Annotated in this window: 21 protein-coding genes and 2 pseudogenes (1 of these 23 cut by a window edge); 6 read left to right on the top strand and 17 right to left on the bottom strand. The window is 75.1% G+C overall.

All coding sequences use genetic code 11. The annotated features are described in order from the left end of the window. From D450_RS34120 to D450_RS33945, 12 genes and pseudogenes are all read right to left on the bottom strand, one after another. A protein-coding gene (locus tag D450_RS34120) for a sugar phosphate isomerase/epimerase family protein (protein WP_026128377.1) crosses the window boundary here: on the bottom strand, positions 1–16 show its beginning. Its footprint begins 797 nt before the window's first position; 16 of the gene's 813 nt are visible here — the first part of the coding sequence; its start codon is at positions 14–16; the stop codon falls past the left edge of the window. Next, a pseudogene (locus tag D450_RS29395) lies at positions 11–1,108 on the bottom strand (dihydrodipicolinate synthase family protein); the annotation flags it as partial. The gene D450_RS34120 and the pseudogene D450_RS29395, both read right to left, overlap by 6 nt. Positions 1,109–1,158: 50 nt before the next feature. Further along, positions 1,159–2,313, bottom strand: coding sequence for a Gfo/Idh/MocA family protein (locus D450_RS0104165; protein WP_026124059.1), 1,155 nt, complete (start codon positions 2,311–2,313; stop codon positions 1,159–1,161). 237 nt (positions 2,314–2,550) lie between these two features. Continuing rightward, positions 2,551–3,771 carry an alpha/beta fold hydrolase gene (locus tag D450_RS0104160; protein ID WP_017537417.1) on the bottom strand — a complete coding sequence of 407 codons (1,221 nt, stop codon included), beginning with the start codon at positions 3,769–3,771 and terminating at the stop codon, positions 2,551–2,553. 79 nt (positions 3,772–3,850) lie between these two features. Next, positions 3,851–4,099 (bottom strand): 30S ribosomal protein S18, encoded by a 249-nt coding sequence (rpsR, locus tag D450_RS0104155; RefSeq protein ID WP_017537416.1) that lies wholly within the window; start codon positions 4,097–4,099, stop codon positions 3,851–3,853. 31 nt (positions 4,100–4,130) lie between these two features. Beyond that, complete coding sequence (locus D450_RS0104150) at positions 4,131–5,309, bottom strand: CobW family GTP-binding protein (protein ID WP_017537415.1); 1,179 nt, start codon at positions 5,307–5,309, stop codon at positions 4,131–4,133. A gap of 73 nt (positions 5,310–5,382) precedes the next feature. Then, entirely contained in the window at positions 5,383–5,745 is a 363-nt protein-coding gene (locus tag D450_RS0104145) for a VOC family protein (protein WP_026128374.1), read from the bottom strand. A gap of 97 nt (positions 5,746–5,842) precedes the next feature. Then, a complete protein-coding gene (kdpC, locus tag D450_RS0104140; RefSeq protein ID WP_017537413.1) occupies positions 5,843–6,418 on the bottom strand; it encodes a K(+)-transporting ATPase subunit C in 576 nt (191 codons plus the stop codon). Position 6,419: 1 nt separating this feature from the next. Further along, entirely contained in the window at positions 6,420–8,432 is a 2,013-nt protein-coding gene (gene kdpB / locus D450_RS0104135; protein WP_017537412.1) for a potassium-transporting ATPase subunit KdpB, read from the bottom strand. 116 nt (positions 8,433–8,548) lie between these two features. Then, positions 8,549–10,261 (bottom strand): potassium-transporting ATPase subunit KdpA, encoded by a 1,713-nt coding sequence (kdpA, locus tag D450_RS0104130; RefSeq protein WP_017537411.1) that lies wholly within the window; start codon positions 10,259–10,261, stop codon positions 8,549–8,551. Continuing rightward, entirely contained in the window at positions 10,261–10,350 is a 90-nt protein-coding gene (locus D450_RS33605) for a potassium-transporting ATPase subunit F (protein WP_017537410.1), read from the bottom strand. The genes kdpA and D450_RS33605 overlap by 1 nt, the downstream gene beginning before the upstream one ends. Continuing rightward, entirely contained in the window at positions 10,347–10,493 is a 147-nt protein-coding gene (locus D450_RS33945) for a hypothetical protein (protein ID WP_017537409.1), read from the bottom strand. Before D450_RS33945 ends, D450_RS33605 begins: the two co-directional genes overlap by 4 nt. 735 nt (positions 10,494–11,228) lie before the next feature. Here D450_RS33945 and D450_RS0104110 point away from each other — a divergent pair. Then, the gene (locus tag D450_RS0104110; protein WP_017537407.1) at positions 11,229–11,819 is read left to right on the top strand and encodes a snapalysin family zinc-dependent metalloprotease; all 591 of its coding nucleotides are present in this window, start codon (positions 11,229–11,231) and stop codon (positions 11,817–11,819) included. A 98-nt stretch (positions 11,820–11,917) separates the two neighbouring features. On the opposite strand, the gene D450_RS0104105 is transcribed toward D450_RS0104110, so the two are convergent. Next, a complete protein-coding gene (locus D450_RS0104105; RefSeq protein WP_017537406.1) occupies positions 11,918–12,574 on the bottom strand; it encodes an HNH endonuclease family protein in 657 nt (218 codons plus the stop codon). Positions 12,575–12,796: 222 nt separating this feature from the next. Here D450_RS0104105 and D450_RS0104100 point away from each other — a divergent pair, with 222 nt between their 5' ends. Then, positions 12,797–13,303: a hypothetical protein gene (locus tag D450_RS0104100; RefSeq protein WP_017537405.1), complete on the top strand. Its 507-nt coding sequence runs from the start codon at positions 12,797–12,799 to the stop codon at positions 13,301–13,303. Between the two features lie 286 nt (positions 13,304–13,589). Beyond that, positions 13,590–14,213 carry a hypothetical protein gene (locus D450_RS0104095; RefSeq protein ID WP_017537404.1) on the top strand — a complete coding sequence of 208 codons (624 nt, stop codon included), beginning with the start codon at positions 13,590–13,592 and terminating at the stop codon, positions 14,211–14,213. Here D450_RS0104095 and D450_RS0104090 read toward each other — a convergent pair. Next, positions 14,210–14,617, bottom strand: a complete 408-nt coding sequence (locus D450_RS0104090; protein WP_017537403.1) for a MerR family transcriptional regulator — start codon at positions 14,615–14,617, stop codon at positions 14,210–14,212. The two genes, D450_RS0104095 and D450_RS0104090, sit on opposite strands and share 4 nt — an antisense overlap. Positions 14,618–14,671: 54 nt before the next feature. After that, positions 14,672–15,139, bottom strand: coding sequence for a DUF6194 family protein (locus D450_RS0104085; protein ID WP_193789648.1), 468 nt, complete (start codon positions 15,137–15,139; stop codon positions 14,672–14,674). A gap of 48 nt (positions 15,140–15,187) precedes the next feature. Here D450_RS0104085 and D450_RS0104080 point away from each other — a divergent pair, with 48 nt between their 5' ends. Continuing rightward, positions 15,188–15,958, top strand: coding sequence for a MerR family transcriptional regulator (locus D450_RS0104080; RefSeq protein WP_241483050.1), 771 nt, complete (start codon positions 15,188–15,190; stop codon positions 15,956–15,958). A gap of 9 nt (positions 15,959–15,967) precedes the next feature. Here the strand turns inward: D450_RS0104080 and D450_RS0104075 are convergent, their stop codons facing one another. Then, a complete protein-coding gene (locus tag D450_RS0104075) occupies positions 15,968–16,663 on the bottom strand; it encodes a CPBP family intramembrane glutamic endopeptidase (protein ID WP_017537400.1) in 696 nt (231 codons plus the stop codon). Between the two features lie 137 nt (positions 16,664–16,800). Between D450_RS0104075 and D450_RS29390 the strand changes: the two genes are divergently transcribed. Together D450_RS29390 and D450_RS35540 are read left to right on the top strand one after the other, a co-directional pair. Next, a complete protein-coding gene (locus D450_RS29390; protein ID WP_449289450.1) occupies positions 16,801–17,952 on the top strand; it encodes an AMP-binding protein in 1,152 nt (383 codons plus the stop codon). Further along, a complete protein-coding gene (locus D450_RS35540) occupies positions 17,901–18,224 on the top strand; it encodes an AMP-binding enzyme (protein WP_394296814.1) in 324 nt (107 codons plus the stop codon). Before D450_RS29390 ends, D450_RS35540 begins: the two co-directional genes overlap by 52 nt. Before the next feature lie 184 nt (positions 18,225–18,408). Here D450_RS35540 and D450_RS34440 read toward each other — a convergent pair. Further along, positions 18,409–19,095 (bottom strand): annotated as a pseudogene (locus tag D450_RS34440) (NmrA family NAD(P)-binding protein); the annotation flags it as partial. Between the last annotated feature and the right edge of the window lie 120 nt (positions 19,096–19,215).

Below are 19,215 nucleotides of genomic sequence, written 5' to 3'. Positions count from 1 at the left end.
CCGGCGGGCGGCGCATCCGGTCGGCGGCCCGCCCGGGGTCGGTGAGCACCCCGGCCCGGTCGGCCAGCCGGAAGGCGGTGCACAGGTGCGGCAGGTCGCGCGCGCTCTGCGCCCCGCCGACCATGGTGAACCCGGGCTGGTGCCCGTTGAGCCAGGCCAGGAAGGCGATCCCGGTCTTGTAGTGGTAGGTCGGCGCGCTGAACAGGTGCCGGGCGAGCGGGACCGTGGGCTCCATCAGCGCGCGGTAGCGGCCGGTGTCGCCGCGGTCGAGGGCGCGCAGCGCCTCGGCCGCCGCGGGGGCGATGGCGGCGAACACGCCGAGCAGGGCGTGGGAGTGGCCCTCGGCGTCGCCGAGGACCAGGCCCGGGTAGTCGAAGTCGTCGCCGGTGTAGAGCAGCACGCCCTCGGGGAGCATGCGGCGCAGGCGCACCTCCAGCCCGGCGTCGAGCAGGGAGACCTTGATGCCGTCGATGCGGTCGGCGTGCTCGGCGATCAGGGCGGCGACGTGCTCCAGGGCGTCCGCCGGGTCGTCGGCGCCCCAGTACCCGGCCAGGGCCGGGTCGAAGGCGGTGCCCAGCCAGTGCAGCACGACCGGGCAGGAGGCCTGGGCGAGCACCCGGCGGTACACCTCGGCGTAGTCGCGGGGGCCGTCGGCCAGGGCCGCCAGCGCGCGGCTGGCCATGACCACGGGGCGGGCCCCGGCCTTCTGGACCGTCTCCAGCTGCTCGGTGTAGGCGCGCACGACCGCGTCGGTCCCGGTCCACTCGGCGGGGTCGAGCTGGTCGGTGCCGGCGCCGCAGACCAGGGCGGCGCCGCGGGAGCGCGCCTCGGCGCCGGTGCGGCCGATCAGCTCGGCGGTGGCGGCCCAGTCCAGGCCCATGCCGCGCTGGGCGGTGTCCATCGCGTCGGCCACGCCCAACCCGGTGTCCCACAGGTGGTGGCGGAAGGCCAGGGTGGCGTCCCAGTCCAGGCGGGCCGGGGCGCCCGGGGCGTTGCCGGCCACCGGGTCGGCGGCGACGTGGGCGGCGGCGTAGGCGCGCCGCGACCGCNCCCGCGGGGGCCCCCCGCCGGCGGCCGCGGCCGGCGCGGCCTGCAGGCGGTAGGACATCAGGCGCCCGTCGGCGCCCGGCATGGTCAGGGAAGGGCTTTCCGAATCCGTCATGCCTGGTCCTCCCAGTCCAGTTCGACGCGGGTCCCGGTGGCGTCGGAGTGCAGTCCGGCCTCGGCGAAGCGCAGGCCGCGCGCGCCGGAGGCGAAGTCGTAGCCGAAGGGCTCGCCGGTGGCCAGGTGGCGCAGGAACTCCTCCCACTGGGCGCGGAACCCGTTGGGGAACTCCCGGTTGTCGGGGACGCGCTGCCACTGGGAGCGGTAGTCGGCCAGGTCCGGGGCGTCGGGGTCCCACACCGCCTTGGGGGTGGCGGTCCGGTGCTGCACGCGGCACTCGCGCAGGCCCGCCACGGCACTGCCGTGGGTGCCGTCGACCTGGAACTCCACCAGCTCGTCGCGGTCGACGCGCACCGCCCAGGAGGAGTTGAACTGGGCGAGGACGCCGCCCTCCAGCTCGAAGACGCCGTAGGCGGCGTCGTCGGCGGTGGCCGCGTACGGCTCGCCGTGCTCGTCGCGGCGCTCGGGGATGTGCGTGGCGGTGCGCACGGTGACCGCCCGCACCCGCCCGAAGAGGTTCTCCAGGATGTAGTGCCAGTGCGGGAACATGTCGAGCACGATGCCGCCGCCGTCCTCGGCGCGGTAGTTCCAGCTGGGCCGCTGGCCGGGCTGCCAGCCGCCCTCGAAGACCCAGTAGCCGAACTCGGCGCGCACCGACAGGATCCGGCCGAAGAAGCCGGAGTCGACCAGGCGCCGCAGCTTGAGCAGGCCGGGCAGGAAGAGCTTGTCCTGCACCACCCCGTTGCAGGCCCCGGAGGCCTGGGCCAGCTTGGCCAGGTCGCGGGCGGCCGCGTGGGTGGAGGCGACCGGTTTCTCGGCGTAGACGTGCTTTCCGGCGGTGAGCGCGGAGCGCACGGCCGCCTCCCGGGCGCTGGTGATCTGGGCGTCGAAGTAGACCTCGACCCCGGGGTCGGACAGCACCGCGTCCAGGTCGGTGGACCAGCGCTCGATGCCGTGCCGCCGCGCGATCTCGCCGACGCGCCGCTCGGAGCGGCCGACCAGGTAGGGCTCGGGCAGCACCCGGCCGCCCCCGGGCAGCTCCACCCCGCCGGCCTCCCGGATCGCCAGCACCGAGCGGACCAGGTGCTGGCGGTAGCCCATCCGCCCGGTCACGCCGTTCATCGCCACGCCGACAACGCGATCAGTCATGTGTTCTCCCGCCGTTGGTCGTCTCCCGCGCACGATCGGCCGGGGCCTCGTCCCCGGCACCTCCGCGAGAAAGCGCTTTCCAACGTACGCCACCGGCCCACCTCCGCGCCAGTGCCGGACCGCGACGGACAGGTCGGGGGCGGGGCGACGGCTTCCGACCCCCGGAGGGTCCACGGGCCACGCGCCGTCTTCCGAACACCCGGTGAACGGAAAGCGCTCACCGGGTCAGGCCGCCCGTCAGCGCAGGACACCGTCCGCGGCCAGCGACGCCGACAGGTAGGCCCGCATGGCCGCCGCGCTCGTCACTCCGCGCGCCTTTTCCAGACGCCCGGTGAGGGCGGGCAGCGCCGTGTGGCGCCCGGCCGCCACCGCCCCCGCGGCGACCAGCCCGGCGAAGGGGAAGCGGTCCAGGAAGCTGTGGCCGGAGTCGGGAAAGCGCACGAGCGCCGCGTCCGGGATGCGCGCGGCCACGGCCTCGGCGCACGGCGGCACCGAGCGCAGGTCCCGGGCCCCGCTGAGGACCGCCGTGGGCCAGGAGAACCCGCGCTGCGCGGCCGCGGTGTCCACCGGGAGGCCCACGAAGTCCTCCCCGTCCCGGGCAGGGTCGCGGGCGACGGCCGACGCCGTGTCCAGGGGCAGCCCGTCGGGCTCCAGGCCGTCCAGCTCCCGGTGCCAGATCCGGGCGACCAGGTCGAACTCCATCACGAAGGGCGCACCGCGGCCGGTCTCGCGCCGGGCCAGGCCGCGGACCCGGTTCCAGGTACCGCGCCGGCCGCGCGCCACGGCCTCGAGCAGCCGCTCCACCATGGGGGCACCGCCGAACTCGTAGAGGACCGGCACCACGACCGCGCATTCGTCGGCGGGGACGGCGCCGTCCTGCACCAGGGCGCGCAGGCGCGCCGCGGCCCCGGCCGTGTCCGGCCCGCGCCCTTCCCAGAGCAGGCCGCGGACGTGGTCGCGGGTGGCGGACCGCTCCCCGGTGGTGCCTCCGTCGGTGCTGTCCAGCACCATCCCTGCGACCCGGTCACCGTGTCGGGCGGCGAAGACCTGCGCCAGCACGCCCCCGTAGGAGGAGCCCCAGACCACCGCCCGGTCGATGCCGCAGGCGTCGAGCACGGCGGCCAGGTCGTCGGCGGCCGCGGACACGGTCAGCGCCTCAGGGGGCAGTTCGGCGCCGGAGCGGTCGCGCCGGGACAGGCCCACGCCCCGGTGCTCGGCCATGACGGTGTCGAAGCCGCGCCGGGCGGCGCGGCGGCGCAGTCCGCGGTAGGGCAGCACCGAGGCGAGCCCGGGGCCGCCGGGCACCGCGAGCAGGGGCGTGCCGCCCGGCGCCCCCTCGCGGACGTAGGCCAGGTCGAACTCCCCGTACGCGCCCGTGTCGGCCACCACCGGCCGGCGGACGGCACGGACTCCGGGCATGCGGCGCAGTGTCCGGGCCTGGCGGGTCTGGGCGTTCATGGCCCCATCCTGCCGGGGCCGGGGCGCCGGGCGGGGCACGCAGCGCCCGCGGCCGGTGACCGCATCCGGCCGCGCCCGGTCAGCGGCGCCCGGGGCGGGCGCGGTCCTGGTCGGGGTAGGGCAGCAGGGCCGTTTCCCGGGCGTTCTCGATCGCGGCGGCGAGGAGGCGCTGCTCGCGGGCGGTCACCCCGGTGACCCTGCGGCTGCGGATCTTGCCGCGGTCGGAGATGAACCTCCGCAGCAGGTCGGTGTCCTTGTAGTCGATGTACTCCACGTCCGCGAGCGGGTTCGGCTTGCGGCGCGGGCGCTCGGGTCGGCGCGGTTTCATGGTCGGTCCTCGGGGTCGGGTGATCGGTCGGTCAGGGAGCGGTCGCGATGATCGCGTCGAAGGGGTCCTCGGTGCCGTCCTCGCGGCGGTACCCCGCGGCCAGCTCCTCGTCGGTGAGCAGGCAGGAGTCGAGGACCTCGGTGAGCCGGCGGGTGTCCAGGCCGACGCCGGTGAAGGTCAGGCACTGGCAGCGGTCCCCGTGCTCGGTGCACCAGTCCAGGGCGGCCGCGGCCCTGCGCTGCTCGGAGACCATCTCCCAGGCCGCGTCGGGCAGCGCGGCCAGCCAGGGGCCGTGCGACTCCACCGCCAGCGCGGCGCCGGCGGCGTCCCAGGCGAGCATCGTGTCGGGGTGGCTGGCCAGCCAGAACCGGCCCCGGCTGCGCAGCGCGGCGGGGACGAGGTCGTCCAGCGCCCGGTGGAGCCGTTCGGGGTGCAGCGGGCGCGAGCGCCGCCAGGTGAGGGTGCGCACCTCCCCGGCCTCGCAGTGGTCGGGCGGCTGGACCGCGCCCGGGTCCTGCCGGGCCGCCGCGGCCGCCGCGTCGAAGCCGCCCTCGGCCACGGCGCTGAGCGCCTCCCGTTCCGGGGGCACCACCAGCGCGGCCGGGTTGAGCTGGAGCAGCACCGCCGAGCAGCGCTCGCGCTCGGCGGCCGGGACGTCGCCGTCGAGTACCAGGCAGGTGGGGTACTCGACCTGCCGGGCCAGGACCTCGGCGACGGTGCGCTCGTCCTCCTCGGCCACGGCCAGCCCCCGCTCGTCCACCTCCTCGGTGGTGGCCAGGTCGGCGATGAGCCGGTCGGCGTCGACGGCGGTGGCCACCCCCGCCAGGTGCAGCCACCCGGTGACGGGACGGTCGTCGACGAGGGTGGCGGTCAGCGCCTCGGCGACCGACCGCGGGTCGACGCCGTCCCAGGACTCGACCACGTACAGGCGGTGCTCGCCGCGCTCGGCCAGCCCGCACAGCAGCGGGACCAGGTCCACGCGCAGGGTGCAGGACATGCAGGAGTGGACCAGGTCGACCCTGGCGCGCTCGACGGTCCCCCAGCGGTCGCGGAGCACCCGGTGGACCTCTCCGGAGCCGATCCGGCCCAGGTCGTGGTGGACGGCGAGCGCGCCGGGCTCGGCCTCCAGCAGGCGGTCGACGGCCCGTCTGCGGGCCTCGGCGTGCAGCCCGGCGACCAGGACGACCCGCGCGGGCAGGGCCTGTTTCATCTCGGTGGACCTCGCCTTCCCGTAGATTTGAAAACGATAATCGTTATCGTACTACAGGTCGGTGGGCCCCCGGTCAGTACCCCTCGGGGACGGGCCCGGCCAGGACGAAGGCGTTGCCGTCGGGGTCGGTGAAGGCCGCCTGCCGCCCCCACGGGTGGTCCCCCGGCTCCTCGACGGGCACCCCCGCCGCCGCCAGGCGCGCGCAGTCGCCGTCCACGTCGTCGCTCTCCAGGACGATGCCGTGCCCGCACCCCTGCTCGGCGACCGACAGCGCGAACCCGGTCCGCGCCCCGGGCGGGGCGACCTCCAGGTGGCGCACCGGCCCCACGGTCCGGTCGGCGACCACGGTGAAGCCCAGCACCTCGACGTAGAAGTCCCTGGCCCGGTCGAGGTCGACGACCGGGAGGGTCACGGTCCTCGCGTGTGTGATTCCCATACCGGAATGGTCGGGACGAACGGTGCCGAACGCCAGCAGGACACACCGGCGGCCGCCCGGCCGGGAGGGGCGGGGCGGCCGCGTCCGGGGAGGCCGGTCAGTTCAGGGGCGCCGCCTCGTCCAGGGCCGCGTTCAGCTCCAGGACGTTGACGGCCTTCTCCCCCAGGATGCCCAACGCGCGCCCGGCCGTGTGCTCGTCGACGAGCGCGGTGACGTCCCCGGCCCCCATCCCCCGGGCCTCGGCCACGCGGGAGGCCTGCAGGCGGGCGTTGGCCACCGAGATGTGCGGGTCGAGCCCCGAGCCCGAACCGGTGACCGCGTCGACCGGCACCTCGGCACCGTCAGCCAGACCGTTGGCCTCGCGGTACTCCCGGGTGCGGGTCTCGATGTCCTCCAGTAGGCCCTCGTCGGAGGGGCCGAGGTTGCTCCCCCCGCTGTCGGCCGGATCGTACCCGATCGCTGAGGGGCGCGGGTGGAAGTACCCCTGCCCCTCGAACGACTGGCCGATCAGGGAGGACCCGACGGCCTCCCCGTCACGCTCGACCATGGAGCCGTCGGCCTTGTCGTCGAACGCGGCCTGGGCCACGCCGGTGACGGCGAGCGGGTAGAGCAGCCCGGTGACGACGGTGGAGACCGCCACCATGCCCCCCGCGGCGAAGAGCTGCCGCAACATGTCAGGACACCCCCAGCGCCGTGAGGACGGTATCGATGGCCTTGATGCCGATGAAGGGCGCGATCAACCCGCCCAGGCCGTAGATCAGCAGGTTGCGCCGGAGTGTGGCGGCCGCGGTCTGCGCGCGGAAGCGCACCCCCCGCAGGCTCAGCGGGACCAGCGCGACGATGATCACCGCGTTGAAGACGACCGCGGACAGGATCGCCGAGTGCGCCGAGGACAGCCCCATGATGTTGAGCGTGTCCAGGGCGGGCAGCGCCCCGGAGAACATCGCCGGGATGATCGCGAAGTACTTGGCGACGTCATTGGCGATGGAGAAGGTGGTCAGCGCACCACGGGTGATCAGCAGCCGCTTGCCGACCTCGACGATCTCGATCAGCTTGGTCGGGTCGGAGTCGAGGTCGACCATGTTGCCGGCCTCTTTGGCCGCCTGCGTGCCGGTGTTCATGGCCACGCCCACGTCGGCCTGGGCCAGCGCCGGGGCGTCGTTGGTGCCGTCGCCGGTCATGGCGACCATGGCACCGCCACTCTGCTCCTTGCGGATCAGCGCCAGCTTGTCCTCGGGCCTGGCCTCGGCCAGGAAGTCGTCCACCCCTGCCTCCGCGGCGATGGCTTCGGCGGTCCGCGGGTTGTCGCCGGTGACCATGACGGTGCGGATGCCCATGGCGCGCATGCGCTCGAACCGCTCGCGCATGCCCGGCTTGACGACGTCCATGAGGTGCACGACCCCGAGCACGCGCGCCCCGCCTCCGCCGGAGCGGGCCACCGCCAGGGGGGTCCCGCCGGAGCCGGCGATGCGTGCGACGGCGTGGTCCAGTGCCTCGGGCGCCTCGCCGCCCTGCTCCTCGACCCAGGCCCGGACGGCCTCGGAGGCGCCCTTGCGGATGCCGGCGTGCTCTCCGTCCAGGCCGCTCATCCGCGTCTGGGCGGTGAAGGGCACCGGCTCGGAGCCGGCGATGCCGGTGTCGGAGCCGGACCCGTAGCGCTGCCGGACGTACTCCACGATGGAGCGGCCTTCGGGGGTCTCGTCGGCGCGCGAGGCGGCCATCGCGGCAGCGGCCAGCTCCTCGTCGGTGACGCCGGGCATCGGCACGAGCCCACCGGCCTGTCGGTCGCCCAGGGTGATGGTGCCGGTCTTGTCCAGCAGCAGGGTGTCGACGTCGCCGGAGGCCTCCACCGCCCGTCCCGACACGGCCAGCACATTGCGCTGCACCATGCGGTCCATGCCGGCGATGCCGATGGCCGACAGCAGCGCGCCGATGGTGGTGGGGATCAGGCAGACGAGCAGTGCCACCAGCACCACCGGGCCCTGCTCGGCACCGGAGTAGACGGCGAAGGGCTGAAGGGTCACCACGGCCAGCAGGAATATCGCGGTCATCCCGGCGAGCAGGATGTTCAGCGCGATCTCGTTCGGCGTCTTCTTGCGCTCGGCGCCCTCGACCAGGGTGATCATCCGGTCCAGGAAGGTCTGTCCGGGCGGGGCGGTGATGCGCACGGTGATCTCGTCGGAGAGCACCCGGGTACCGCCGGTGACCGCCGATCGGTCGCCGCCGGACTCGCGGATCACCGGGGCCGACTCACCGGTGACGGCCGACTCGTCGACGCTGGCCACGCCCTCGATGACGTCGCCGTCACCGGGGATGGTCCGCCCCGCGGCCACCAGGCACACGTCGCCGACCGCCAGGTCGGTGGCGGCGACCTCCTCGGTGGTGTCCGCGAAGGTGCGGCGCCGCGCGGTGGTCGCCGTGCGGCCGGCCCGCAGGGCGGCGGCCTGGGCCTTGCCCCGGCCCTCGGCGACGGCCTCGGCGAAGTTGGCGAAGAGCACCGTGAACCAGAGGAACAGGGCGACCAGGCCGTTGAAGACGTTCTGGGCGGCCGGGGCGCCGGGCAGGTCGCGGACGAACAGCACGGTGGTGAGCACGCTGCCCACCAGCACCACGAACACGACCGGGTTGCGGGCCTGCACCCGCGGGTGCAGCTTCGTGACGGAGCCGATGAGGGCGCGGCGCACCATGGCGCCGTCCGTGGAGGGGCGGCGCGCTGCGGCGCGCGCTTCCCGGCCCCCGGGCTCTGCGGGCGGAGCGGCCTCGGGGGCCGCCTGATGTGTCTGGGTCACTTTTCTCGGAACTCCTACAAGGACAGCTGCTCGGCGATGGGGCCGAGCGCCAGGGCCGGGAGGAAGGTCAGGCCGGCCACGATGACGACGACGCCGACGACCAGGCCACCGAAGAGCGGCGTGTGGGTGGGCAGCGTGCCGGAGGTGGCGGGCGCGGGCTGCTTGGCGGCCATCGAGCCGGCGATCGCCAGCACCGGGATGATCAGAAAGAACCGGCCGACCAGCATCGCCAGGCCCATCGTGGTCGTGTACCAGACGGTGCCGGAGTCCAGTCCGGCGAACGCCGACCCGTTGTTGTTGGCAGTGGAGGCGTAGCCGTAGAGGATCTCCGAGAGCCCGTGCGGCCCGGCGTTGTTCAACGACGCCAGGGCGGACTCCGTCAGCACCGAGGCGGCGGAGAAGCCCAGCAGGACGGCGGGCATGGCCAGCAGGTAGAGCATGACCAGCTTCATCTCGGCCGCCTGGATCTTCTTGCCCAGGTACTCGGGGCTGCGCCCGACCATCAGCCCGGCGATGAACACCGCCAGGACCGACATGACCAGCAGGCCGTTCAGCCCCACGCCGACGCCGCCGGGGCTGACCTCGCCGAACACCATGTGGGTCATGGCCAGGCCGCCGCCCATGGGCGTGAAGCTGTCGTGCATGGCGTTGACCGACCCGTTCGAGGTGCCGGTGGTGGAGGCCGCCCACAGGCCCGAGGCGGCGGGGCCGAAGCGGACCTCCTTGCCCTCCAGGTAACCGCCGGACTGGTCAGGCGCCACGCTCTGGTCGACCCCCATCGCGTCCAGGCGCGGGTTGCCGGCGGCCTCGAGCCCCATCGCCCCGATGGACATGGCCGCCCAGACGGTGAGCATGATGCCGAACACCGCACGGCCCTGCCGCTTGTCGCGGACCATCGCCCCGAAGGTGAACGCCAAGGCGAACGGGATGAGCAGGATCGCCCAGTTCTCCACGAAGTTGGACAGGGCGGTGGAGTTCTCGAAGGGATGGGCGGAGTTCATGTCGAAGAACCCGCCGCCGTTGGAGCCCAGCTGCTTGATGGCCACCTGCGAGGCGGCAGGGCCTCCGGGGATCAGCTGGGTGGCGCCCTCCAGGGTGGTGACGGCGGTGTGCCCTTTGAAGTTCTGGATCACGCCGAGTCCGGCGAGGACCACCGCGACCACGAAGGACAGCGGCAGCAGGACGCGCACGGCGCCGCGGGTCAGGTCGACCCAGAAGTTGCCCAGCGTGGCGGCCCTGCGGCGGGCCAGCCCGCGGATGAGGGCGGCCATCACGGCCATGCCCGCCGCCGCCGAGACGAAGTTCTGCACGGTGAGCCCGGCCATCTGGGTCAGGTGGCTCATCGTGCTCTCGCCGCCGTAGGCCTGCCAGTTCGTGTTGGTCATGAAGCTGACCGCCACGTTGAAGGCGACGTGGGCGTCCACCCCCGGAAGTCCGACGGGGTTGAGCGGCAGGACGCTCTGCAGCCGCTGCAGCGCGTACACCGAGAGGAAGGAGACGAAGCTGAACGCCAGAAGCGAGATCGCGTAGGACGTCCAGCGCTGCTCACTCTCGGGATCGACCCGGCACAGCCGGTAGACGACCCGTTCGAGCGGCAGGAAGACCCGGTCTCCCGGGGCCTTCCCCTCGCCGCCGTACACCTTGGCCATGTAGCGGCCCAGGAAGGGGGCGGTGGCGAGGAGGACCGCGACCAGCGCGGCCGATTGCGACCAGGCGGCGCCTGACATCAGAACCTCTCCGGGAGAAGAAGCGCGGCCAGCAGGTAAGCGGCCAGGGACAGCGCGAGGAGCAGCGCGACGATGTCGTCCGGGCTCACCGGGGGCTCACCTCGGCGGCGGCCTCCTGGGCGGCGACACCGGGGTCGCCGCCTCCCGAGATGATCCGGTCGCAGCCGCGGACGTAGGCGACGCACAGCGCGAAGAACGCCGCCGCCGCACCCACGAACACGAGGTCGGCCATCGTAGCCGTCTCCTTTCACGGGGATCCGAGCAGGATCCGTAGGGGATTCCGGGAACGGGGGGTGGAGCGCATCTGCGCCCGAGAGGGGATTCAACCCCCGGAACCATGCGGAATGGGACGGAATGACGGGTTCTTGACGCTTCCGCCCGTGGGAATTGTCGGACCGTTAACGCGGGCGGGCCCGGCCGCCGACGGAGGGCCGTTGACAAGGGGGCGCCCACCGCTGATGCTCTCTCTTGAGAGGGAGGTGACTTTTCCATGGGTGGATGCTCGTGCGGTCACGGCTCTTCGTGCTCCTGCGCGGCCGGCTGCTCCTGCGGCTGCAACGGATGAACGGACGTCCCCTGACCCCGTGACCCCTGTGTCCTGAACCGTCGTGACGCGCCTCCCCGCCCGGACTCCGGGCCGGGAGGCGCCGGTGTGCGGAGCCGCCGCCCCGGACGCGCCCGCCCCCGCTCCGGTGTGCCTGTCCGCTCGCCGCGGCCGCCGCTCGGGGATGGACGACGGCGGGCGGGGGCCGGGCCGGGCGCGCACCTCCCGAGGGGCGGCGGCCCGCCTTCCACGCTCGCAGCGCGCGGGCGCAGGTCAAGAACGGACCGCCCGGATGCCCGGATCCGGCCGGGCCCGTCACGCGCGGAACATGTGCGAACACCCCTTGTAGCGCGCGATGGGCGGACTTAGACTCACCCGAGCCCCACAAGGGCGGACGCTCCCCCACCCGCAAGGAGTCCCCCCATGACGCGACGGGTATCCCCGCTCACTCTCGTCATCGCCGCCACCGTCGCCCTGATCGGCGGCGGCGCGGTCGCCGCCCCGGCGGCCGCCTCCCCCGCACCCGCGCCCGGCTCCGACACCGCGGCGCAGCAGACCACCCTCTACTACGACGACAGCCGCGCCGCGGAGTTCCGCGACGCGGTGGAGGCCGGCGCCGCCGAATGGAACGCCGCCGTCGACAACGTCGAACTGGTGCGCGCCCCGGCCGGGCGCCGCGCCGAGATCACCGTCGTGGCCACGGACGGCTGGCCGATGGCGACCCTGGGGCCGGTGCGGCCCGGCGGGTCGGCCACCATCTGGTTCGGGCGCCAGGCCGTGTGGCAGGGCCACGACGAGGTGCGCATCGCCGCCCACGAGCTCGGGCACAGCCTGGGCCTGCCGGACGTCAAGCCGGGGCCGTGCTCGTCCCTGATGTCCGGCTCCACGGGCGGGGTGGGCTGCACCAACGCCGCCCCGAACGCCCAGGAGAGGTCCCGGGTCGAGCAGCTGTACGGCGGCGGGGCCGCCGGTGCCGCTCCGGCCGCCGGCACGCTGGTGGTCGACGGGCCCTAGGAACGGCCCCCGGCCCGGCGGGGCCGCCGTCCGCCCAGGGGCGGGCGGCGGCCCCCTTCCGTTTTCCGTGCGCGTGGGTCCGTGGGCGTGGGGCCGGGTCAGCAGGCGCGGTCGAGCATGCCCCTCAGGGCGTCCTTCTCGTCCCAGTCGACGGTCAGGGCGTAGCGGTGCTTGGACTCGATCCAGGACGCGGCGTAGGCGCAGTGCACGGCCGAGCGGGAGGGCTGCCAGTCGGAGGGGTCCTGGTCGCTCTTGGCCCGGTTGCTGGAGGCCGAGACCGCCCACAGCAGGGGGCCTTCGACGTTGTTGGCGAAGGAGCGGCGCTTGGCCGAGGACCAGGTGTCCGCGCCGGACCGCCAGGCCTCGGCCAGCGGCACCATGTGGTCGATGTCGAAGTCGGAGGGGTCGGTGGTGCCCGCGCCGTCGTAGGGGCTGGACCAGGTGCCCGACACGGCCCGGCAGGCGCCGTCGGTCTCCACGCCGGTGCCGTCGCGGCGCAGCACGTACTCGCGGGCGTTGCAGTTGCCCTCCACGCCCTCCCAGTGGGGGAACAGGGAGCGGTCGTAGGGGGAGGAGGCGCCCTCGGGGCGGACGGTCAGGCCGTCGAGCCGGCTGCGGGCCTCAGACTCGGTGGGGATGCCGGGCGGCAGCGACGCGGCGGCGGCCGGGACGGCGGGGAGCAGGGCGGCAGCGGCGGCAGCGGCCAGGGCCGCGGCGGTGGTGCCGAGAACACGCCGGGGGCTTCGGTGCGGCATGGGGCTCCGTCTCCTCGGGTAGCGGGGTCGGTCGTCGGCGCCTTGCGGCGCTTCGACCCTCTCCCGGAGAAGCGAGCCCTGCAATGACCCGCGGTGAACCGCCGGTGACGCGTGTCGGTCGTCCACAGGAGGCCGGTCCGCCCGCCCGCCGGAGCGCGGCGGCGGCAGGCTGGACGCACCGGCCGGGAACGGGTCCCGGGCCGGGAAGGAGGTGGCGGCGGCATGCGGACGGCACGGGGTACGGTGCGCACGGGGACGGCGGTGCTCGCCGTTCTGACGGCGGCCCTGGCGGGCCCCGGCCCCGAAGGGGGAAGGGTGGACGGATTCACCATCGGACACGTGCCCGCGGCGCTGGCCCAGGGCGCGGAGGTCGAGGCGTCGGAGACCTCCTATGAGTGGGGAGGGGCGCGGTTCACCGCCCGCATGTGGGAGCGGGCGCTGTCCGGAGGCGGCTTCCGAGTGGAGCTGCAGGTCCTGGTGGTGCGCGGGGAGGCGCTGTCGGACCTGCGCGAGGTGCGGGCGTTCCTGTCCGAGTACCACGGGCACCCGTGGGCCGTGGGCGATCTGGAGGAGTTCGACCACGGTGGTGCGCCGGGGTACATGGGCACGCTCGAGGCGTTCTGGCTCCATGAGCCGGGCGTGGCCGTAGAGGTGCGCGACAGCGCCGGGGTACTGGGCCCCGGGGAGCTCAGGAGGACGGCATTGGGCGTGCGACCGGCCGACGACTGAGGGGGCGCTGGGGCCCGTCACCGGGCCTTGCGCCAGATCGCTCGTCGCTCCGCACGGATCAGCGGACCGCGCCCCTCCGCCCTGAGGCCCCTGCCTCCGGTACATCGGCCGGCCGACCGCCCTAAGAGCGGGCTCTTCGGGCCCCTTCACGGTTTCCGAAGACCTCAGTACCGGACATTCCGGGAGTCCAACGTGGCCGCCGTCAGAAGCGCCGCGCTATTGCGGCGGCGCGGGGGCGGGGTCACGATGGCGGCGACGCCCCCACCCCCTCGCCCCCGGAGCCCCCGTGAAGCTCTATGCCGACCGGCCTGCGCGCCGTTGCCTGCAGTTCCTCGCCGACCTCCTCGCCCTGCTGTGGATCGTGTTCTGGGTCAAGGCCGCGCTTGCCCTGCACGACGCCGTCGCCGCCGCCGGGGCCTCGGGCACGACGATCGCCGGTGTCGGCGACGCGGTCGACGAGCGGATGGCCGAGGCGGCCGAGGCCGCACGCGGCGTGCCCCTGGCCGGCGATGCCCTGGCCGTGCCCCTGAACGGGGTCGGCGATGCGGGGGCCTCGCTCGGGGACGCGGGCCGCTCCCTGCACGAGTCCGTCGCGTCCTCGGCGCTGGTGCTCGGCTGGATGACCGCCCTGCTGCCCGTCATCGTGGCGCTGGGGACCTGGCTGCCGGCCCGGCTGCGCTGGATCCGCCAGGCCTCGGCGGCCCGGGACGCCGGGAAGCTGTCCGGCCCCGCCCGTGAGCGGGTGCTGGCCCTGCGGGCGCTGGCGTCGGTGTCCCCCGCCCGCCTGGCCGCGGTCCACGAGGACCCGGTGCAGGCGTGGCACACCGACGACAGGGCGGCGGTGCAGGCCCTCGCCGGTCTGGAGCTCCGCCGCCTGGGCCTGCGTCCGCCGCGCCCGCCGAAGGCCTAGGGACGGGCGCGCTCCCCCGGCTCGCCGGGAGGCGGCGCGCCGTCGTCCACGTCGATCTTCGTCTGGACGAAGCGCCGCGCCTTGGCCACGCACTCCTCCTGCACCCGCAGGCGGTCGAGGTGCTCGACCATGATCCGGCGCCGCTCCTCCGCCGTCGCCTCGCCCTGGCGGGCGAGCCGCGTGTAGCGGACCATCTCGCGCACCGGCATCCCGGTGTCGCGCAGGACGAGCACGGTCTCCAACCAGTGCAGGGCGTCCCGGTCGTAGCGCCGCCTGCCGTCGCCGTCCCTGGGGACCGGGCCGATCAGCCCGATCCGCTCGTAGTAGCGCAGTGTGTCGGCCGTGAGCCCCGTATGGAGGGCGGCCTCGGTGATGGACAGTCCGTCGGTGTCGACAACAGCCATGCCGGTCAATCTACGCCTCTTCCGCCGCGGAGAGGAGTCCCGGTCCCCCGGTCGTCACCGGTCCCCGGTCGCCGCCCGCCGGTCGGCACGGCGCCGGGCGGCCTCGTGGGCGCGGCGGACCAGTCCGATCGCCTCGGAGGCCGTCCGTTCGCCCGGATCGACCACCGCGATCCACCCCAGGGCTCCGTAGACCGGGTGCGGGAAGAAGGCGTCGGGGACGGTGCAGTCGTACGACTCCTCCGGCAGGCCCGGCTCCCGCCCGAGGAGCTCGGTGAAGGCGGCCGCGCCGACGTGGACGTTGAGCCGCCACCGCCCCTGCGGGTCGAGGCCGGAGCGGGTGTCGTCCGGGTAGTCCTTGGTGACGATGGTGGCGTAGGGCTGCTCCCGCTGCGGCACCCGGCCGTCGGGGGCGTAGTAGAAGAAGTGGTCGCCCCACGCGAGCTCGGGAAAGCCGCTCCCCTCGGTGGGCGCGAGTTCCAGCACGCCGTCGAGGGCGCGCACTGCTTCGAGGATCCGCTGCATGCTCATACTTGAAGTGTGGACGTGAAGTGCTTATGGAGGGTTGGGCTTATGGAGGGTTGGGGGCCCATGGAGGGGTGGCGCACGGACGAACGGCTCGGCACGGCGGACGTCGCCGCGGCCACCGGCTACTCCGTCCAGCAGGTCCGCGACCTGGAGGCCCAGGGCGTCATCGCCCCGGCGCCCCGCGCGGCCAACGGCTACCGCCGATTCTCCGCCCTGCACGTGCGCGATCTGAGCGCCTACCGCGACCTGGCCGCGGCGGTGGGCCCGGTCCCGGCGCGCCGCACCATGCGCGTGATCCGCACCGCGCCGCGCGATGAGGCCGCCGCCCTGGTCGGCTCCCTGCACGCCGGCCTGGTCCGGGAGCGCGAGGAGGCCCTGGCCGCCCGGGACGCCCTGCTCGCCATCCGCGCCGAGGCCGGTTCCGAGGCCGGTTCCGAGGCCGAGCCGCCCGAGCGGGACGCGATGACGATCACCGAGCTCTCCGGCGCCCTGGGGGTCCGCGCCTCCACCCTCCGGTTCTGGGAGAGGTCCGGGCTCCTCGCGCCCGAGCGGGTCGCCACCCGGGCGGGCTCCGCCCGCCGCTACCCCCTCGGGGCGATCCGCGAGGCCCGCATCGTCGCGGCCCTGCGCTCGGCCGGGTACCGGATCCCCGACGTGAGGCGGGCGGTCGCGGCCCTGCGCGGCCTGCACGGAGCGGAGGAACCGCTGGACGCCCTGGAGGCCCGGGTCGGCGCGATCGCCGAACGCACCCTGGCCCTGCTCCGCGCGGGGACCGTGCTCGGCGCGATCATCGGAGAGGGGCCGCGGCGCGGGTGAGGCACCGGGTCAGGACAGCATCACGTACACCGGCAGAGCGGAGTTGTTGACGGCGTGCACGACCACGCCGGGCCACACCGATCCGCTGCGGCGCATCAGCTCGGCGCAGACGAGGCCGACGATCAGGGCCGAGGGCAGGACGAAGTTGACGCCGTGGTACACCGCGAAGACCACCGAGCCGGCCACGACGCCGACGACCGGCCCGTAGCGCAGCAGCGCGTTGGTCACGACCCCGCGGAAGAGGAGCTCCTCCCCGATCGGGGTGAGCACGGCGAGGAACAGGAAGGTCAGCACCAACGGCAGGGCGCCGCCGCTGGCGGCGTCGTGGAACACCCCCTGGGGATCGGTCTCCCCGAAATCGGTCAGGGCCACGATCACGGAGTTCACCACGGTCTTGGCGCCCAGGACGAACAGGCCCGCCGCGACGCCCGCGGCCATCCAGCGCCACGAGGTGCGCCGCACGCCGAAGGCGGCCCAGGAGCGGATGCGGACCGCCGCGGCGGCGGCGAAGCCCGCGATCCCCGCCACCCCCGACCATGCGGTGACGGCCAGCCCGTAGGCCAGGGAGTCCGGGTCCAGCGGGCCGCCGAGCGGGCCGAGGAGGAGCAGGACGACGGTGGCGGCGACCATGGCGAGCAGGCCCACCGCGATCTCGGGCCACCCGGGGCGCCGGTGTGCAGGTGCGTCGATCTGTTTCGAGGGCATGACGGGATTCCATCGCTGTACCCGCGGATCCGGCAGTGGCCGCGCGTCATCTCCGAACCGTGACGCGGCGTCACCCTTGCCCCGCGTGGCAGGCTGGGTGGCGCACCTGCCGCAGCGGGAACCGGCCCGCGGGCGCCATGAGGAGGTACGCGATGCTGCTGGGCGGCGCCGACCCGGGGCGCACCGACGTCCCCGCCGTGCGCGTGGGCGAGGAGGCCCTCGACCGCGCCGCGCTCTGGGAGGCCGCGTCGGCGTTCGCCGCGCGCGTCGCGGGCGCGCCCGCGGTCGCCGTGCACGGGCAGGCCTGCCTGTCCACCGTCGTCGCGGTCGTCGGCGGCGTCCTGGCCGGCGTCCCCGTCGTGCCGGTCCCGGCCGACGCGGGCACCGGGGAGCGCCGGCACATCCTCGCCGACTCCAAGGCCGCGCTGTGGGCCGGTCCCCCGCTCGAGGGGGTCGCGGTGCCCCGGGTCCCCGCGCACCCCTTCGACCGCGCCCCCGCCGGCGTCCGGCTTCCCGAGCCCGGACCGGACGAGACGGCGCTGATCATGTACACCTCCGGCACCACCGGCCCGCCCAAGGGCGTGCTGCTGCCGCGCCGCGCCGTCGCCGCCGGCCTGGACGGCCTGGCCGAGGCCTGGGGGTGGACCGGCGACGACGTGCTGGTGCACGGCCTGCCCCTGTTCCACGTGCACGGCCTGGTGCTCGGCCTGTTCGGGGCGCTGCGCACCGGCAGCCCGCTCGTGCACACGGTGCGCCCGCGCCCGCAGGCCTACGCGGCGGCCGCACAGGCGGGGGGCACGCTCTTCTTCGGGGTGCCGACCGTGTGGTCGCGCATCGCCCGCGAGAGCGGCGCCGCCCGGGCGCTGGGGTCGGCGCGGCTACTGGTGTCGGGCAGCGCGGGGCTGCCCGCGGGCGTGGCCCAGGCGGTGCAGGCGGCGGCCGGGCAGGCGCCCATCGAGCGCTACGGCATGACCGAGACCCTGATCACCCTGGCGGCGCGCGCNGGGGGGGGGGGGGGGGGGAGCCGGTCAGGACCGGCTGGGTCGGCCGCCCGATCGCCGGGGTGCAGGCGCGGCTGCGCGGCGAGGACGGCGGCCCGGTCCCGGCCGACGGCGGCAGCATCGGCGCACTGGAGGTGCGCGGCGCGACGCTGTTCGACGGCTACCTGGGCCTGCCCGAGGCCACGGAGGAGGCGTGGACCCCGGACGGGTGGTTCGCGACCGGGGACGCGGCGGCGGTGGACGCGGACGGCCGGTACCGGGTCGTGGGGCGCACCTCGGTGGACCTGATCAAGAGCGGCGGGTACCGGATCGGCGCCGGAGAGGTCGAGGCGGCCCTGCTGGACCACCCTGCGGTGCGCGAGGCGGCGGTGGTCGGCGAGCCCGACGACGACCTGGGGCAGCGGATCGTGGCCTACCTGGTCGGCGAGGGCATCGACGAGCAGGACGTGATCGGTTTCGTCGCCGGCCGCCTCTCGGTCCACAAGCGGCCCCGGCAGGTGCGCGTGGTCGGGGCGCTCCCCCGCAACGCGATGGGCAAGGTGCAGAAGTCCCTGCTGTGAGGGGCCGCGGCTCAGTCGGGCCGCGCNGCGGCGGGCGCCCGCCGTACCGTTCGATCTCCTCGGTCGGGGACCACAGGCCGTGGCCGTGGCCGAGCGCCTTGAAGACCGCCCACAGCGCGCTCAGGTGCTCCACCGCCGCGGGGTCGCCGTAGAGGGCCTCCGCCCGGCGCCGCCACTCCTCCTCCGGCAGGTCGGTGTAGGCCACCGGCGCCCCCGTCCCCTCGGCGAAGGCGTCGGCGGCCTCCCCGATGCCCGCGACCTGGCCGACCAGCCGGCACACCGGGTCCGCCGCCGGCTCGGCCGCCGCCAGCAGGCCGACCGCGACCCGCACCACGTCCCCCGCCGCCACCAGCGGCAGCTGGGTCCTGCGGTCCCCCAGCGGCAGGGCGATCTCCCGGCCCCGGCCCGCCTCCAGCACCACCCGCAGGTTCTCGTAGAACACCGCCGCCCGCAGGTGGACGGCGCCCACCCCGGCACGGTCCAGCAGCTCCTCGGCCACCCAGTGCCGCCGCATGTGCGGGGTCGGCGCATCGGGCGCCGCCGCCAGCTGGGAGGGGGAAACCACCCGCTCCACCCCGGCGCGGCGGGCCGCCGCGGCGAACGCCGCCGCCGCGTCCAGGAACCCCTCGCGCACCGGGTAGGCGAAGTAGGCCCGGCGCACCCCGCGCACCGCGCGCAGGACGTCCTCCACCTCCCGCAGGTCGCCGACGGCCACCTCGGCACCGGCCTTGCGCAGCCGCGCCGCGCGCTCGTCGTCGGCGCGCACCAGCGCCCGCACCGGCAGCCCGCCGGCCAGCAGGGTGCGGGCCACGCGGTTGCCGGTGGCCCCCTGCCCGCCGCCTGCCGCACCGGTCACCAGGATCGGCTCCATCGTGGGCCTCCCTCCACGGNCCCCCCCCCCCCTGCCGCACCGGTCACCAGGATCGGCTCCATCGTGGGCCTCCCTCCACGGCGCGCCCCGCCTCGGGACGGCGGCGGTGCGCGCCTGCCC

The organism is Nocardiopsis halophila DSM 44494 (genome assembly GCF_000341245.1).
Lineage (GTDB): Bacteria > Actinomycetota > Actinomycetes > Streptosporangiales > Streptosporangiaceae > Nocardiopsis_A > Nocardiopsis_A halophila.
This window is presented reverse-complemented; position numbering and strand designations above follow the sequence as displayed.